This window comes from Devosia sp. P1_H9 (assembly GCF_056405135.1).
Genome location: NZ_JBFUCQ010000004.1, coordinates 177,745 through 192,390 on the forward strand (window position 1 = coordinate 177,745; position 14,646 = coordinate 192,390).

Consider the following 14,646-nt stretch of genomic DNA (forward strand, 5'->3'; position numbering starts at 1 on the left):
GGCTAACCCCAGAAGACGAGCTTGGCGATGGCGCCGAGCACCACCGCCACGATGAAGACGGCAAAGACGTTGTTGGCAACGAGCGCCAGGCGGTTGGGCTCGCCGTTCATGTAGTCCTCGATCACCTCGCGCATGCCGATCCGCATGTGCACGGCGACATTGACGATGAGCAGCGCCAGCCCGATCGCGACGAACGGGTTGCGCGCCAGCGCGATCATCTCGGCCGGCGCCCTGCCCGCGAGGCTGACGACGAACCAGATGATGAACAGCGCGAACAGGATGTTGATCGCGCCGGTGATGCGCTGCGTGATGAAGTGCCGGGTCGACGCCTTGGCCCGGCCGTAATGCGTCGAGGGCGTCTGGATCTGTGCCCGCGTGGGCTTGGCCGAACTCATTTGAACCACACGAAGATTGCCCAGACGATCAGCGTCAGTAGGATCGAAGCACCGAGCTGGATGCGGACGATCAGCTCTCGCCCGGCCGCGTCCATCGCCTTGGTCGCATCCCAGACGAAGTGCCGGATGCCGCCGAACATGTGGTGGAACAGCACCCAGGTGTAGCCGAACAGCACCAGCTGCCCGAGCCACATGCCGAACAGCCAGGTGACGAAATCGAAGAACCCGCCGCCGATCGCCGCTCCCACCAGCCACAGCGCCAGCAGCAGCGTGCCGCCATAAAGCGCAATGCCGGTCGCGCGGTGCACGATCGACATCGTCATGGTGAGCGTAAAGCGGTAGATCGAAAGATGCGGCGAAAGCGGCCGTGAAGAAGGAGCCATGCTAGTCTCGCGCCTCGCCCGCCGGGAGAAGGCCGGGCGCCCCAGTTTGGAATGGTTCGAGACTTCTAGCGGCGGTTTGCGCTGAGGTCAAAGGCTCTGCTTATGCCAAGCATTGCACTTTCGTCCCGCTATGCGCTGAGTGCATTACCGACGGACGAGCACCTCCGGCGCGGCCCGCAGCGCTTCGAGTGTGAGCAACAAGCTCAACACCCGCTCGCTGCTGGGTCCGGACGCCACCGGGGTGGCGGACGAAAGCGTGGTCGAGGCGATCAGCCGCTGGCTGTCCTCCGCCAAGACATCCCGCACCAGGTTGCCATTCATCGCGAGGATCGCGAGTGCAATGACCGTTCCCGCTGCGAGTCTGCCCATCTCTTTCGTCCTTGTTGCGGGCGACCTCTGTGTTCGAGGTTTCCGCTGCTTGGTGAGACTTCTAGCGCTTGAGAAATGGCCCTGCGCTGAAGCCGCTATTCACAATCGGTTCACCAACGCATGGTGTTTGTGAGCGGTTCCATTGAGGATTGACGACGTGAACGAGAAAGTACGAGTGCTCGGCGAAGAGGTGCTGTCGAACAACTGGGGGCTGGTCAAGAAGACCACCATCGAGCTCAAGCGCAGCAACGGCGAATGGCAGCGCCAGGTCCGCGAAACCTACGATCGCGGCGATGGCGCAGGCATCCTGCTCTACAACCGCACCCAGCGCACCGTCATCCTCACCCGCCAGTTCCGCTACCCGGTGTTCGCTCACGGCGAACCGGGTTGGCTTGTGGAGGTCGTCGCCGGCAAACTCGATGGCGACCACCCGGTGACCACGGCGAAAAAGGAGGCCGAAGAGGAATCCGGCTACCGCGTCCACGACGTCGAGCTGGCGCTGAGCGCGTACATGAGCCCCGGCTCGGTCACCGAAAAGCTCTCGCTCTTCCTCGCCGAATACGACGCCGACTCGAAAGTCTCGGCCGGCGGCGGCATCGAACACGAAGGCGAAGACATCGAAGTGCTGGAACTCGGCATCGACCAGGCGCTGGGCATGATCGCCTCCGGCGAAATCGCCGACGCCAAGACCATCATGCTGCTGCAGCATGTCAGGCTGAAGGGGATCCTCTGAGGCGCCCCCTCCACCCCTCCGGCGTCATTCCGGCGAAGGCGGGAACCCAGTGGGATGCTTCGACGCGCAGCGAAGTGGAGAGACCACAATGGGTCCCCTCCTACGCGGGGATGACGTCAGTACTTGGAGCTCGATCAAGCCCGCCCACAAAACGGCACCTCCCCTGGACGGGGGAGGATAGGAGGCGGTGAGCGGAGCCCCGATTAGTTGGCAACCACCCCAAACGGATCCGCATCCACATCCAGCGTCGCATACCCCTCGGGCAGCTTCACGCTGAACTCGGCGCCGCTCTCACGCGGATCGAGCAACAGCATCGACAGCACCTGCGCCTTGGCCAGCGATGGTGTCGGCTTCAGCGCTTCGAGCTTCGGCTGGCTGGCAAACACCGCGAGCGGCAACGCCAGGGCGACAAGTCCGATAGCGGCGACGGCAAACTTGATCTGCATTTCGGGGCCTCAAAACCTGGCGCATCCCTGCGCGTTTGTTGTCCCGTTCTAGCTCCACCCGTCCGAACCTGCCTTGAACCCGCCGTTCATAATCGGTTTAGCGCGCCGCTCATGGGGTGCAGCGGGCCGGGCGCAGTTGTCGCCCAGATGGAAGCGCTGCAACGCATCCACCTGGGCGACGTAACCAAAGCCTAGACGTAGTCGACCAGCTTCTTGTCTGCGTCATACGGCTGGTCGCTGACCACCTTGGTCACCGCCTGCCCGCATTTCATCTTCTTGTTCATTGCGTCATACGCATAGCTGGCAGAACCGTGCAGCACCCAGCCTTCGCTGAGCGCCTTGGTCACCTTGTGGCAGAAGGCGGAATCGTCCTCCCCCGAGAGGAAGCGATAGATCAACATGCACTACTCCTTTGCTCGCCCTCTTTGCCCCGGGCGATTGAAATTGCCTTCAGTAACCGCTAATCGCTGCGGCATGGATCGGTTTCCAGCATTTTTGCTCGACGGCTACAAGTCGTTCATGTCCGACCGCTACGACCCTGAACAGGGCCGTTACCGGCAATTGGCCGATCGGGGCCAGTCTCCCACCACCATGATCATCGCCTGTTGCGACAGTCGCGCGGCGCCCGAGACCATCTTCAACGCCGGTCCGGGCGAGCTGTTCGTGCTCCGCAACGTCGCGAACCTGGTGCCCACCTTCCAACCCGACGGCGGCCAGCACGGCACTTCGGCGGCGATCGAATTCGCCGTCAACGCGCTCGAAATCAGCAATATCGTGGTGATGGGCCACGGCCGCTGCGGCGGCATAAAGGCCGCCCTCGCTCCCGATACCGGCCCGTTGGCCCAGGGCGATTTCATCGGCAAGTGGATGAGCATGCTGGCCCCGGTGTCGGACGCCGTGTCCAAGTACACCCTGCTGACCGACAAGGAGCGCCAGACCATGCTCGAGCGCTTCTCGATCCGCCACTCGATCAACAACCTGCGGACCTTCCCCTACGTCAAGAAGCTCGAGGAAGAAGGCAAGCTCGCCGTCCACGGCGCCTGGTTCGACATCTCCACCGGCGAACTCTGGGTCATGAACGCCGACGGCGATTTCTATCGTCCGGAGTAGTTTCCGCATCGCGGCTCGTGTTGGCGTCTCCCTCCCCCTTGCGGGGAGGGGACAGGGGTGGGGGTCGGCTCGCACCGGGCAGCCAGTCGGCACCCCTCACCCGCTCCCAAACTCCCGCTCCCACCGATACAGGATATCCGGCGCCCTCTGCTCGTTGGCGGCCCCGTCGGTGAACTTCACCGCCTCAAACCCCATTCGCTCGTAGAACGCCCGCCCGCGCAGATTGTTGGCGAAGCACCACAACTGCAGGTCCTCGTTGCGCGATTGCGCGTCGGCAACCAGCACCGATCCAACACCCGAACGCAGCTGCGTCGCATCGACATAGAGATGCTCGATCCAGCCCTCGAGCTCGGCCATGAACCCGACGATCGAGCCGTCCCGCTCCACCACCGTCACCCGGAAATCTCGCAGCACTTTGTCGCGCACATAGACCCGGTCCTCCTCGACGGTATGGAGGTCCGGCAAAAACGTCAGCAACCGCCGCGACGTCGCGAACAGCGCCGCAATCTCCGGCGCATCCGCCTCCACCGCCAGCCGCAGCGTGATCATGCCGGCGCCCGCCTGAACAGCCGCGGCCCGAGCACGTTGAGCAACAGCCCGGCAAACACCAGCGCACTGCCCACGATCTCAACCCCGGTGATGCCCTCGCCGAGGAACAACGCAGCGCCCGCGATCCCCGCTACCGGCACGAACAGCGCAAACGGCGCAACCTGGCTCGTGTTATAGCGGCTGAGCAGCCATGCCCATGCCCCGAAGCCGAACAGCGTCGCGATATAGGCCATGAAGGCGATCGACCCCACGCCCTTGATCGTCAGTTGCGACAGCGCCAGCGGGATCGCTCCCGGCCCATCGAGCAGCAGCGAGGCGAGGAACAGCGGGATCGGCGGCACCAGCGCCGACCACACCACGAACCCCAGCATGTCGATGCGCCCCGCGGCCTTCCCCACCATGTTGCCCAAGCCCCAGCAACCGGCCGCGCCGATCGTCAGCAAGAGCGGCGGCAGCGCTGCCCCCTCCAGCCGCTCGACCGCGATCACCCCGATCCCCACCAGCGCCACCGCCGCCCCGCCCAGCTGCGCGAGGTTCGGCCGCTCGCCGAAGAACGCGAACGCCAGGAAGATCGTGAAGAACACCTGCAGCTGGATCACCAGCGAACTCAGCCCCGCCGGCATGCCGAGCTTGATCGCCAGGAACAGCAATCCGAACTGACCCACCCCGATCGCGAAGCCATAGCCAACCAGCAACGGCCACCCGACCGCCGGGCGCTTGACGAAAAACACCGCCGGCACAGCGGCGAACACGTAGCGCACCGCCGTCAGCAGCAACGGCGGCACCTCATCGACACCCCACCGGATGGCAATGAAACTCAGCCCCCAGACCAGAGCGACGGACAGCGCGAGGAAGATGTGGCGGGGGGGCATGGATGGTTCCGAGGTGGGGCGGCCCGAAGTCTATCAGTCGGCGCCTTCTCCCCTTGTAGGAGAAGGTGGCCGAAGGCCGGATGAGGGATCCCGCAGCCCAAGGCTGCGCGATCCGAGCGAAAGCGATGAGCGACAGTCCGGGCGGAGAACCCTCATCCGCCCTGTCGTGCACCTTCTCCCACAAGGGGAGAAGGCAGTCTCCGAAGGGTCGAACCCTAAGCCGCCTTAGCCGTCACCAACCGCCGCTCGATCAGCGTCTCGAGGATCTGCACCGTGTTGAGCGCCGCGCCCTTGCGCAGGTTGTCGCTCACCACCCAGATGCTCAGCCCGTTCTCCACCGTCACATCCTCGCGGATGCGCGAAACGAACGTGTCGTACTCACCCGCCGCTTCCACCGGCGTCGAGTAGCCACCGGCCTCGCGCTTGTCGATCACCGAGATGCCCGGCGCTTCGCGCAGGATATCGCGTGCCTCATCGGCCGAGATCGGATTCACGAACTCGAGGTTGACCGCCTCGGAGTGGCCGACGAACACCGGCACGCGCACGCAAGTGGCGGTCAGCTTGATCTTGGGGTCGAGGATCTTCTTGGTCTCGGCCACCATCTTCCACTCTTCCTTCGTGTAGCCGTCCTCCATGAACACATCGATGTGCGGGATGACGTTGAAGGCGATCTGCTTGGTGAACTTGCGCGGCTCGAGCTTGTTGTTGACGAACACGCTCTTGGTCTGGTCCCACAACTCGTCGACGCCTTCCTTGCCGGCGCCGGAGACGGACTGGTAGGTCGCAACCACCACGCGCTTGATCGTCGCGAAATCGTGCAGCGGCTTCAGCGCCACCACCAGTTGCGCCGTCGAGCAGTTCGGGTTGGCGATGATGTTCTTGCGGTCGTTCCGCGCCATGTACTCGTCGAGCACATGCGCGTTGACCTCCGGCACGATCAGCGGCACGTCGCCGTGGTAGCGCCAGAAGCTCGAGTTATCGACGACGATGCAGCCGGTCGCGCCGATCTTCTCGCCATACTCCTTGGCGATCGCCGAGCCGGCGCTCATCAGCGCAAAATCCACGCCCTTGAAGTCGAAATTCTCGAGGTTCTGCACCTTCAGCCGCTTGTCGCCGAAGCTGATTTCCTGGCCCTGCGAACGCGACGAAGCGAGCGCGATCACCTCGGACGCGGGAAACTTCCGCTCGGCGAGGATGTTGAGCATTTCCCGGCCCACATTGCCTGTGGCCCCGACGACGGCGACGCGATAACCCATTTGAAACTTCCTCTTTGCCTTCATTCCCCCGCGCTGGACCTTGTTCGGTCCGCGGCACATGGCATCCGGCCGCTCCCCGGCGGGAGTTGCCCGGGGATCGGCTCAGGGGGTTTTGGTGGTTTTTGTCGCCGCCATGACGAAACGGCGAAGACCCACGGCCTCCGCTTTCGTCACAGTGATGTGGTGGGTCTTGCGCATCCCGCAACCCGATCCTCTTGTCCGGCCCCGGGTTTCTACGCCGAAATCGCAAATAGTCAATCACCTATAGGACATCGCCTATCACCTGAAGGAGCCACAGCGGATCCTCCCCCGCGCGGCGGGGAAGGGGACCGCCGGAGGCGGTGGAGGAGGCGGCCAGGCTCTCAGGCATCCGCCGCCCTATGCGTGCCGCAGAACTCCGTGTATTTCCCACCCCATGCAAACCTACGACACCATCATCCTCGGCGCCGGCGCCGCCGGACTCATGGCCGGCATCGAAGCCGGCAAGCGCGGCCGCAAGGTTCTGGTGGTCGACCACGCCAAGAGCCCTGGCGAGAAGATCCGCATCTCCGGCGGCGGCCGCTGCAACTTCACCAACATCAACGCCACGGTGAAAGCCGGCCGCGACAGGTTCCTCTCGAACAACCCGCGCTACGCCTTCTCGGCCCTCTCCCGCTACACGCCGGAACACTTCATCGCGCTGGTCGACCAGTACGCCATCCCGTTCCACGAGAAGACCCTGGGACAGCTGTTCTGTGATGGCTCCAGCCAGCAGATCATCAACCTGCTCGTCAGCGAACTGAAGAAGGCCCAGGGCACCCTGCTGCTCGACACCGAGATCGAAAGCGTCACCCACGCCGACGGCACCTTCACCGTGATGACCGCCGAGGAAACGCTGATCGGCAAATCGCTGGTCGTCGCCACCGGCGGCAAGTCGATCCCCAAGATGGGCGCCAGCGGCCTCGCCTACCAGCTCGCCACCCAGTTCGGACTGAAGGTCACCGAAACCCGCCCTGCCCTCGTCCCATTGACCTTCGAGCCCCGCATCCTCGAGCGCCTCGCTCCCCTTAGCGGCATCGCCGTCGATCCCACCCGCATCTCGGTGAGAAAGAAGAGCTTCGACGAAGCCATGCTCTTCACCCATCGTGGCCTTTCCGGCCCGGCGATCCTGCAAATCTCCAGCTACTGGCGCGAAGGCGATGCCATCGTCATCGACCTGTTCCCCAACGGCGGCCTCGACGAAATCCTCCGCGAAGCCCGCAGCAACAGCCCCAAACTGCAGCTGCAGACCGTGCTGTCGCAGCACCTCGCCAAGCGCCTCGCCCAGATGCTCGCCGAAGAGATCGGCATCACCACCATGATGGGCGACATGAGCGACAAGTCGTTCGCAAAGATCGAGGACTCGCTCCGCCGCTGGACCATCAAGCCCACCGGCTCCGAAGGCTATCGCACCGCTGAAGTCACCCTGGGCGGCATCGACACCGACGGCCTCGACTCGACGACGATGCAGGCCCGCACCGTCCCCAACCTCTACTTCATCGGCGAAGCCGTCGACGTCACCGGCTGGCTCGGCGGCTACAACTTCCAGTGGGCCTGGGCCAGCGGCTGGGCCGCCGGACAAGTCGCGTAAAGCACCGCAACTAGTGAGAGCGTCTCCCTCCCCCTTGCGGGGAGGGGACAGGGGTGGGGGCCCACAGCCACCGGCCTCACACTCCTCGCAAACAAAAGGCCCTGGACTTGCCAGGGCCTCGAAACGCCGCCAGCGAGCCCCTCAGAAGTGGAAGTTCACGCCCACCGTGACCGTGCTGGCGGTGAGCGACTGGTCGAACGGCGGGAAGCCGTTGAACGCGTAGGTCGCCGCTCCGAGATCGCGGTAGAGGTACTCGGCCTTCACCGACACGCCCTCGGCAACCATTGCTTCGAGGCCAACGCCGGCCACCCAGCCCACATGCGTCTCGGACACGACCTGGTCGATCGGTGGCGCAATGGAGGCAACGTCGTAGCGCGCGCCGCCGGCAGCCAAACCCGCGGTGCCGTAGAGCAGCACGCTCTCGAACGCGAAACCGGCGCGGCCACGCAGCGTGGCCAGCCATTCGAGAGTATAGTCCGACTCGAAGAACGGAGGGGCGTTCTGTTCCCAGTTGAGGGTCGACCAGGAGACGTCGCCCTCGACACCGAGCACAAAGTTGCCGAACTGCGCATTGTAACCTGCCTGCGCGCCGGCCAGCCAGCCGTCGAGGTCATTGACGAAAGGAGCTCCTTCCGGAGTCAGTTCGCCCGAGCCCACGCCGCCATGCACGCCGATATAAACGCCCGACCAGTCCACGGCTGCCGCCTCAACTACCGACGCGGCCGGCGTCTCCACAATCAGATCCGCCGCATGAGCGCCAGTCGGCAGCGCCAGCAACGCAATCGCGCCAACCAAAACAATCTTGTTCAATTAAGCCCCCAAAGTATCAGCGTCTGTAGAAATCGCCCGCAGCCTATCGTCTTGAGGCCGCGGCGCAAACAGATACATCAGTAGATTCAATAAGTTCTTGTTCCAGACAATAACGCACGGGCTTTATCCAGTCTTGTTGGGATCGAGACCCCTACACCCCCACCCGAACCCAAGCCCCCTTCGCTCCCGTCGCGTAGTCGCGGAATCCCACTGCCGGCCGCCCGGTGACCCGCTCCACCACGTCGGTCAGCCGTGCCCCATGTCCGTCGCGGATTCCCACCTGGTCGCGCACCACCATCGCCGCGTAGTCGGCCGGCACGCCTGCGCCGCCGAGAATGCCCGTCAGTTCCTCCGGCGCAATCGGCCGGTGCCCGATCGGACGCCCCGCGGCCTCGCCGATGATCGCTGCCGCCTCGGCGAAGCTCAGCGCCTCCGGCCCGGTGATCGCATAGGTCTCCCCGGCGTGCCCACCCTCGGTCAGCGCCGCTGCCGCCACCGCCGCGATGTCACCTGCATCGACAAACCCCACCCGTCCGTCGCCGGTCGCGGTCGCCAGCATGTCCCGCTGCATGATCCCCGGCAGCAGGAAATCCTCCGAAAAGTTCTGGTCGAACCCGCCCGGCCGCAGCACCGTCCATTCGAGCCCTGAGGTCTTGACCAGTCGCTCGACCTTCAACCGCCCCGACCCAGTCGGCTCGCCCGGAAACTCCACCCCCATCGACGACACCGCCACCACGCGCCGCACCCCCGCGGCCTTCGCCTCGGCCAGCAACTCTGCCACCAGCCCGCTCGGATCCTCGATACCGTTCGGCGTCACCAGATAGACTGCCTCCATACCCGCCAGCGCCGGCGCGAACGTCTCCGGCCGCTGCCAGTCGAACACCACCCCCTCGCCCGGCGTGCGGCTCGCCGCCCGTACGCTCACGCCGCGCGCCGCGAGCTCCGGCACTAGCCGCCGCCCGCTCTTTCCCGTCGCCCCCAAAACCAGCACCGATCCGATCATTCTATGCTCCTGTTGTTGTCAGCAGTCGGGAGATAGGATCGGTTGACGCTCGAATGAATGCATGAAACGCTCCGCTTTATGTTCGAACGTCTCGATTCTCGCTTTGATGTCCTCACCGAAGTGCTCGAAGCGGTACACCTGGGCAGCGCCCTCTCCTCGCGGCTCGAGCTCGGTGCGCCGTGGGGACTCCATTTCGGCAAGGCGCTCGGCCAGCTCGCCGGCTTCCACGTGGTTACCGCCGGCCGTTGCTACGCCCGGCTCGACGATGGCTCGGCGACCGTGGCGCTCGACACCGGAGACATGGTGATCTTCCCGCACGGTGCCGGCCACGTGCTGAGCGACACCGCGGATGGGCATGGCGTCGAGTTCCACGATCGCGTCAGGCCTCTTGCTCCAGGCGAGCGCACCACCCTCCCCACCGGCGGCTCAGGCGCACCAAGCGTCGTGCTCTGCGGCTCCTATTCCTTTTCCGCCGATGGCATGAACCCGCTGCTGCGCGGCCTGCCGCAGCTGCTGCACGTCCGTCCCGAGCCGCAAAGCCCGCTCGCCGCGGCCATCGGTCTGCTTGCCGCCGAGGCCGAGGCCGCCGGCTCCGGTTCGGCCCTGCTGATCGATAGGCTGGTCGACCTGCTCTTCGTCTACGGCCTCCGCGACTGGATCGCGACGCAGGCCACCCACAGCGCCCATAGCTGGTTCGGCGCCTTGCAGGATCCCGTCGTCGGCCCTGCCGTCTGGGCGGTACACGACGATCCGGCGCACCCGTGGACAGTCGACAGCCTTGCCCGGCGTTCCGGCCTCTCGCGCGCCGCCTTCGCCCGCCGGTTCAATAGCGCCGTCGGCGAACCGCCACTCAGCTATGTCACCCGCTGGCGCATGAGCCTTGCCGCCGACCTGCTGTCGCGCGGCGAACGCATCGGTCTCGTCGCCCATCGGGTCGGCTATGACAACGAGTTCGCCTTCGCCAAGGCGTTCAAACGCGTGCGCGGCGTTGCACCTGGCCAGCACCGACGCCGGCAGGCGGGCTGACGCCGCTGGGGCCAGGGCTGCGAATGTAAGGACGAGTAGGTGGGCCGTCGGGTAGTGGCTTAACGCGCACGAGGCGGGGGCAGCACCGACACCGGCAAGCCTCAGAACTTCCAGCCGACGCGCACGCCAATATTGCTGAGGCCCCGGTTGAAGTCGCACAACCCGGCATTGGAAATGTGGTCGGCGGTGATCATCACGCTCAGGTCGGGGGTAACGTCGTAGCCAACCGAGACACTTTCATGGAACAGCACGGGGCAGCCGAGGTTACGAGCCGGGGCCACCGCGCCGCTCGATGCTCCATTGTGCACCGCGCCGCCAAACGTGCCCTCGATGAACAGCGGCGTATCGAAAAGATGCGACGTAAAGCTCAGGCCGCCATAGACCATGCTCTCGAGGCCAGCGAAATTCACCGTGGCGCCGACATGCGGCCGAAGCTCTCCCCACGAATTGAAGCTGCCCAGGTCGAACGGCGTGAACAGCAACTCGACATTGGCATCCTGAATCTGCGAGTCGATCCACGGCAACCAGGCATTGTCGCCCTTATCGAAGCCGTGGAAATACAGTCCGCCCCGGACCTCGTCGACCCCGAAGCCAGTATCCTGGGCCATGGCCGTGCCGACGCACCCAAGCGTCAGCAATATGGTCAGTCCCTGCACTAGCCGACGCATCGCAACCGCCCCCGTTTGACGATGCCCGCAAGACGCCACGGGCGCCGTGCCAAGTCAATCGTGCTGGTCAAGAATCCGCGTGTGCCGGGCCGGTTCTTGGCCCCGCGTCTTCTTTCCACATCGGGGTTGTGGCCGCCCTGCAACTGCAAAGTCGCACTACCCGCCGCAGGCACGACTTGTCACTCATAGATGTCGGCGACCCGCTCACTCGCTTTCCGCAAAGATGATCCGGTTGCCGACCGGGTCCACCACCGTGCACTCGAGCCCGCCCCAATCCGGCCGCTCCAGCCCCGGTCGGTTGTTCTTGTACTTCTTGGCGATCAGCTCGGCCTGTAGCGCCGCGACGCCGGTGCAATCGATCCGCACCTGGCCCCCCGGCGAGCCATCCCCGTGATGTTCCGAGATGTGCAGCACGATCCCGTCGCGGCTCACCTGCATGTAGAGCGGCATTCCCGGCTCGAAGCGGTGCTCCCAGTCGACCGTGAAGCCGAGCCAGTCCACGTAGAACTCCCGAGCCTTCGCCTCGTCGAACGAGCGCAGGATCGGCACCGTCCGGATATAGTTCAACCCCATGGCGTCCCTCGATATTCTCTCATCCGCCAACAGCGGCCCTTATTCCACATACCCGAGGAACCGGCCCACCAGCACCACCGTCACCCACAGCCCGATCGACGCCCCCGCCGCCACTCGCGCCACCATGGGCGCTGGTTCACCCGTCGCCCGCCGCCGGTCGATCGCCGAAAATACCAGGAAATTCAGGCCCGCCACCCCGATCAGCCCCAGCTTCACGAGAAACAGCGGCATCACCGCATATTCCCTCGCCCGCACCGCGAACATCGTCACGCCGGTCGCCACCGCGAATGCGAACGCCCCCAGCGCCACCCGGCGCAGCAGCCGCACGAACGGCGCCTCGGGCACGCTCCGCACCACGCCGATGACCCTGAGATCCATCAGCGCCACCGAGGTCACCAGCGCCCCCACCGCCAGCACATGCACGGCGTTGACGATCGGATAGGCGAAGAACGAACTCTTCAGCACCCGCACCCAGGCGAGTTGCTCGATCGCCTCCAGCCACGCCTCCATCCGGCTAGTTCGCCGGCACGCGCGACGGATAGATGTCGTAGGCCTTGCCGCCCACCGTGATCCGCACCGCCTTCATCCGCTTCTCGTTCGGGTCGAGCGACCGGTTGCCGAGCGCCACCACCTCGTCGCCGGGCTTCGCGGTCTCCTCGGTGAACCCGGCCGCCATGGTCGGACCCGGCGGCGCCAGTTCCACCCGCCACACCACGCCGTCCACGTCGACATCCATCGTCGCATGCGGGTTGCCGACATACACCGACTTGATGATGCCCGTGAGCTCGAAGAACGCCTCCTCGGTCCACGCCCAGCCATGATGCGCGAAGGCCGGCATCGCCGGCAGAACGCAAGCCAGCATCACCCCGGCCAGCAGTCCACGAACAGAAAGTCCTCCAATACTCATCTCAGGCCTCCTTCCCGTCGATCCACTCAACCCTAGGCCGGGACGCCCGAGCGTCAACCCGCTCACCGAGCCCCGACCATCACTTTGGCCTGATCCTCTCCAATTCCGCGTTCAGCCTTCGTCTATCTCCCGTTCATCTCCGATCATCCACCGAAGGTCGATAGTGCAGCGGCGCTGTCTCAGTGGACGGGCGCATCGCACCCCGCTACGACTCCCCGGCTATTTCGAGGAGGGAACGATGGCAGAAAAGAAAGTTCGCTGGGGCATCCTGTCCACCGCCAATATCGGCCTCAAGAAGGTCACGCCGGCGATCATGAAGTCGCCCTCGAGCGAAGTCGTCGCCGTCGCCTCGCGCGACCAGTCCAAGGCCGAAGAGTACATCGCCGAGCTCGGCCTCACCGGCAAGGCAGTGGCCCATGGCAGCTACGAAGCCCTGTTCGCCGATCCCAATGTCGACGCCATCTACAATCCGCTCCCCAACCATCTGCACGTCCCGATGACGCTCGCCGCCGCGAGGGCCGGCAAGCACGTGCTCTGCGAAAAGCCCATCGCGCTCAACGCCGGCGAAGCCGAGCAGCTGCGCCAGCTGCCGCCCGGCATCATCTTCTACGAAGCCTTCATGGTCCGCTGGCACCCGCAATGGGCCCGCGCCCGCGAGATCGCCCGCTCCGGCGAGCTGGGTGAACTACGCGCCGTGCGCGGTGTCTTCACCTATTACCTCACCGATCCCACGAACGTCCGCAACCAGGCCGATATCGGCGGCGGCGGCATCTACGATATCGGCTGCTACCCCATCACCGGCTCTCGCTACCTGTTTGAAGCCGAGCCACAACGCGTCGTCTCGCTGGTCGATCGCGATCCGGTCATGAAGACCGACCGCCTCGCCTCGGTGATCATGGACTTCGGTGGCGGCAAGCAGGCGAGCTTCGTCTGCTCCACCCAGACCGTGAACCACCAGTCGCTCGAACTGCTCGGCACCAAGGGCCGCGTCGAGCTGGTCATCCCGTTCAACGCCCCCGCCGACACCGCCACTGCGCTGCTCGTCGACCCGGGCTACTCCCCTGATGGCCACCTCAGCCGCCGCGAAATCATCGCCCCCTGCGACCAGTACACCGAGCAGGCTGAAGCCTTCGCGCACGCCGTCCTCGGCAACAAGCCCCTCCCCTGGGGCGTCGACGACGCCATCAAATCGATGAAGGTCATCGACGCCGTCTTCAAAAGCGAAAAAACCGGCGCCTGGGCCCAAGTCTAAAACCCGGTCTCTCCATGATCCTCCCCCGCGTGGCGGGGGAGGGGACAGGGTCGGGGTCAGGCTGCGCCGGCCTAAGTGTAACCCCCTACCCCCGCAACTCCGGCCCCACCAACCGCTCCACCAGCAACCGTATACCCGGCCCGATATCCCCGGCCGTCCGCGCCTTCCGCTTGATCCCATAAGCCGCATCGAGCACCAGCCGGGCCAGCGCCTCAGGCTCCTTCGCCCCCGCCTTTCCAAGCTCCTCGGCCACCATCGCGTCGATCACGTCCTCGGTCGCCCGCACCTCAGGCCGCACCTTCTCGTGCTCGTCGTAAAGCTCGTCCGCATGCGGCGAATCCCCCAGCAACCGGTCGATCGCCCCGTACTTGGCCGAAAGCGCCGCACTCAGCCGCGCCACCAGGTCACCGTCCCCCCGCAGTGCCCGCACGAACCCTTCATGCAGCTCCACCATCAGCTCCGAGACAATCGCCTCGAACACCACGTTCTTGTCCCCGTAGTACTTGTAGAGCGTAGGCTTTGCGACCCGCGCTTCGGCCGCAATCGCCTCCATCGAGGTCGCGCGCAAACCCTGGCGCAGGATGAGCCGCCGCGCCGCCGAAAGGATCTGCTCCTGCTTGTCGATTTCCGCCACGCCGATTTTCCTTCGCATACTACTTGAACGAATTGAACGATATTCGTACAT

At 65.0% G+C, this 14,646-nt stretch carries 20 protein-coding genes; 5 read left to right on the plus strand and 15 right to left on the minus strand.

The features are described 5' to 3' along the window. Positions 1 to 2: 2 nt before the first annotated feature. The 3 genes from sdhD to AC1DYL_RS09305 form a co-directional block, all read right to left on the minus strand. The gene (sdhD, locus tag AC1DYL_RS09295) at positions 3 to 395 is read right to left on the minus strand and encodes a succinate dehydrogenase, hydrophobic membrane anchor protein (protein WP_477172918.1); all 393 of its coding nucleotides are present in this window, start codon (positions 393 to 395) and stop codon (positions 3 to 5) included. Then, the gene (sdhC, locus tag AC1DYL_RS09300) at positions 392 to 778 is read right to left on the minus strand and encodes a succinate dehydrogenase, cytochrome b556 subunit (protein WP_477148228.1); all 387 of its coding nucleotides are present in this window, start codon (positions 776 to 778) and stop codon (positions 392 to 394) included. The genes sdhD and sdhC overlap by 4 nt, the downstream gene beginning before the upstream one ends. Before the next feature lie 144 nt (positions 779 to 922). Beyond that, positions 923 to 1,147 carry a hypothetical protein gene (locus AC1DYL_RS09305; RefSeq protein ID WP_477148229.1) on the minus strand — a complete coding sequence of 75 codons (225 nt, stop codon included), beginning with the start codon at positions 1,145 to 1,147 and terminating at the stop codon, positions 923 to 925. A 157-nt stretch (positions 1,148 to 1,304) separates the two neighbouring features. Here AC1DYL_RS09305 and AC1DYL_RS09310 point away from each other — a divergent pair, with 157 nt between their 5' ends. Then, on the plus strand, positions 1,305 to 1,880 hold the full coding sequence (locus AC1DYL_RS09310) for an NUDIX domain-containing protein (RefSeq protein ID WP_477172919.1): 576 nt from the start codon (positions 1,305 to 1,307) through the stop codon (positions 1,878 to 1,880). Between the two features lie 203 nt (positions 1,881 to 2,083). Here the strand turns inward: AC1DYL_RS09310 and AC1DYL_RS09315 are convergent, their stop codons facing one another. Beyond that, positions 2,084 to 2,326, minus strand: coding sequence for a hypothetical protein (locus tag AC1DYL_RS09315; RefSeq protein WP_477172920.1), 243 nt, complete (start codon positions 2,324 to 2,326; stop codon positions 2,084 to 2,086). A gap of 191 nt (positions 2,327 to 2,517) precedes the next feature. Further along, positions 2,518 to 2,727 (minus strand): DUF1737 domain-containing protein, encoded by a 210-nt coding sequence (locus AC1DYL_RS09320; protein ID WP_477148232.1) that lies wholly within the window; start codon positions 2,725 to 2,727, stop codon positions 2,518 to 2,520. A gap of 73 nt (positions 2,728 to 2,800) precedes the next feature. Here AC1DYL_RS09320 and AC1DYL_RS09325 point away from each other — a divergent pair, with 73 nt between their 5' ends. Continuing rightward, a complete protein-coding gene (locus AC1DYL_RS09325; RefSeq protein WP_477148503.1) occupies positions 2,801 to 3,436 on the plus strand; it encodes a carbonic anhydrase in 636 nt (211 codons plus the stop codon). Positions 3,437 to 3,532: 96 nt separating this feature from the next. Here AC1DYL_RS09325 and AC1DYL_RS09330 read toward each other — a convergent pair whose 3' ends face one another. The 3 genes from AC1DYL_RS09330 to AC1DYL_RS09340 all read right to left on the minus strand — a co-directional run bounded on the left by AC1DYL_RS09330 (position 3,533) and on the right by AC1DYL_RS09340 (position 6,113). After that, on the minus strand, positions 3,533 to 3,985 hold the full coding sequence (locus AC1DYL_RS09330; RefSeq protein ID WP_477172921.1) for an N-acetyltransferase family protein: 453 nt from the start codon (positions 3,983 to 3,985) through the stop codon (positions 3,533 to 3,535). Then, entirely contained in the window at positions 3,982 to 4,857 is an 876-nt protein-coding gene (locus AC1DYL_RS09335) for an EamA family transporter (protein ID WP_477172922.1), read from the minus strand. The genes AC1DYL_RS09330 and AC1DYL_RS09335 overlap by 4 nt, the downstream gene beginning before the upstream one ends. Before the next feature lie 215 nt (positions 4,858 to 5,072). After that, positions 5,073 to 6,113 carry an aspartate-semialdehyde dehydrogenase gene (locus AC1DYL_RS09340; protein ID WP_477172923.1) on the minus strand — a complete coding sequence of 347 codons (1,041 nt, stop codon included), beginning with the start codon at positions 6,111 to 6,113 and terminating at the stop codon, positions 5,073 to 5,075. A gap of 415 nt (positions 6,114 to 6,528) precedes the next feature. On the opposite strand from AC1DYL_RS09340, the gene AC1DYL_RS09345 reads away from it, so the two are divergent. Further along, on the plus strand, positions 6,529 to 7,722 hold the full coding sequence (locus AC1DYL_RS09345; RefSeq protein ID WP_477172924.1) for a BaiN/RdsA family NAD(P)/FAD-dependent oxidoreductase: 1,194 nt from the start codon (positions 6,529 to 6,531) through the stop codon (positions 7,720 to 7,722). Between the two features lie 141 nt (positions 7,723 to 7,863). Here AC1DYL_RS09345 and AC1DYL_RS09350 read toward each other — a convergent pair whose 3' ends face one another. Then, positions 7,864 to 8,532: an outer membrane protein gene (locus tag AC1DYL_RS09350; RefSeq protein ID WP_477172925.1), complete on the minus strand. Its 669-nt coding sequence runs from the start codon at positions 8,530 to 8,532 to the stop codon at positions 7,864 to 7,866. A 151-nt stretch (positions 8,533 to 8,683) separates the two neighbouring features. Beyond that, a complete protein-coding gene (locus AC1DYL_RS09355; protein ID WP_477172926.1) occupies positions 8,684 to 9,535 on the minus strand; it encodes an NAD(P)H-binding protein in 852 nt (283 codons plus the stop codon). A gap of 78 nt (positions 9,536 to 9,613) precedes the next feature. Between AC1DYL_RS09355 and AC1DYL_RS09360 the strand changes: the two genes are divergently transcribed. After that, positions 9,614 to 10,561, plus strand: coding sequence for an AraC family transcriptional regulator (locus AC1DYL_RS09360; protein ID WP_477172927.1), 948 nt, complete (start codon positions 9,614 to 9,616; stop codon positions 10,559 to 10,561). 101 nt (positions 10,562 to 10,662) lie between these two features. On the opposite strand, the gene AC1DYL_RS09365 is transcribed toward AC1DYL_RS09360, so the two are convergent. The 4 genes from AC1DYL_RS09365 to AC1DYL_RS09380 form a co-directional block, all read right to left on the minus strand. Further along, a complete protein-coding gene (locus AC1DYL_RS09365; RefSeq protein ID WP_477148239.1) occupies positions 10,663 to 11,229 on the minus strand; it encodes an acyloxyacyl hydrolase in 567 nt (188 codons plus the stop codon). A gap of 204 nt (positions 11,230 to 11,433) precedes the next feature. Further along, on the minus strand, positions 11,434 to 11,802 hold the full coding sequence (locus tag AC1DYL_RS09370; protein ID WP_477172928.1) for a glyoxalase superfamily protein: 369 nt from the start codon (positions 11,800 to 11,802) through the stop codon (positions 11,434 to 11,436). Positions 11,803 to 11,841: 39 nt separating this feature from the next. After that, on the minus strand, positions 11,842 to 12,312 hold the full coding sequence (locus AC1DYL_RS09375; RefSeq protein WP_477148241.1) for a DUF6644 family protein: 471 nt from the start codon (positions 12,310 to 12,312) through the stop codon (positions 11,842 to 11,844). A 4-nt stretch (positions 12,313 to 12,316) separates the two neighbouring features. Then, positions 12,317 to 12,709: a DUF6152 family protein gene (locus AC1DYL_RS09380; protein WP_477172929.1), complete on the minus strand. Its 393-nt coding sequence runs from the start codon at positions 12,707 to 12,709 to the stop codon at positions 12,317 to 12,319. Positions 12,710 to 12,947: 238 nt separating this feature from the next. Between AC1DYL_RS09380 and AC1DYL_RS09385 the strand changes: the two genes are divergently transcribed. Continuing rightward, positions 12,948 to 13,961, plus strand: coding sequence for a Gfo/Idh/MocA family protein (locus AC1DYL_RS09385; RefSeq protein WP_477172930.1), 1,014 nt, complete (start codon positions 12,948 to 12,950; stop codon positions 13,959 to 13,961). Positions 13,962 to 14,046: 85 nt separating this feature from the next. On the opposite strand, the gene AC1DYL_RS09390 is transcribed toward AC1DYL_RS09385, so the two are convergent. Then, positions 14,047 to 14,595 carry a TetR/AcrR family transcriptional regulator gene (locus AC1DYL_RS09390; protein ID WP_477172931.1) on the minus strand — a complete coding sequence of 183 codons (549 nt, stop codon included), beginning with the start codon at positions 14,593 to 14,595 and terminating at the stop codon, positions 14,047 to 14,049. Positions 14,596 to 14,646: the final 51 nt, after the last annotated feature.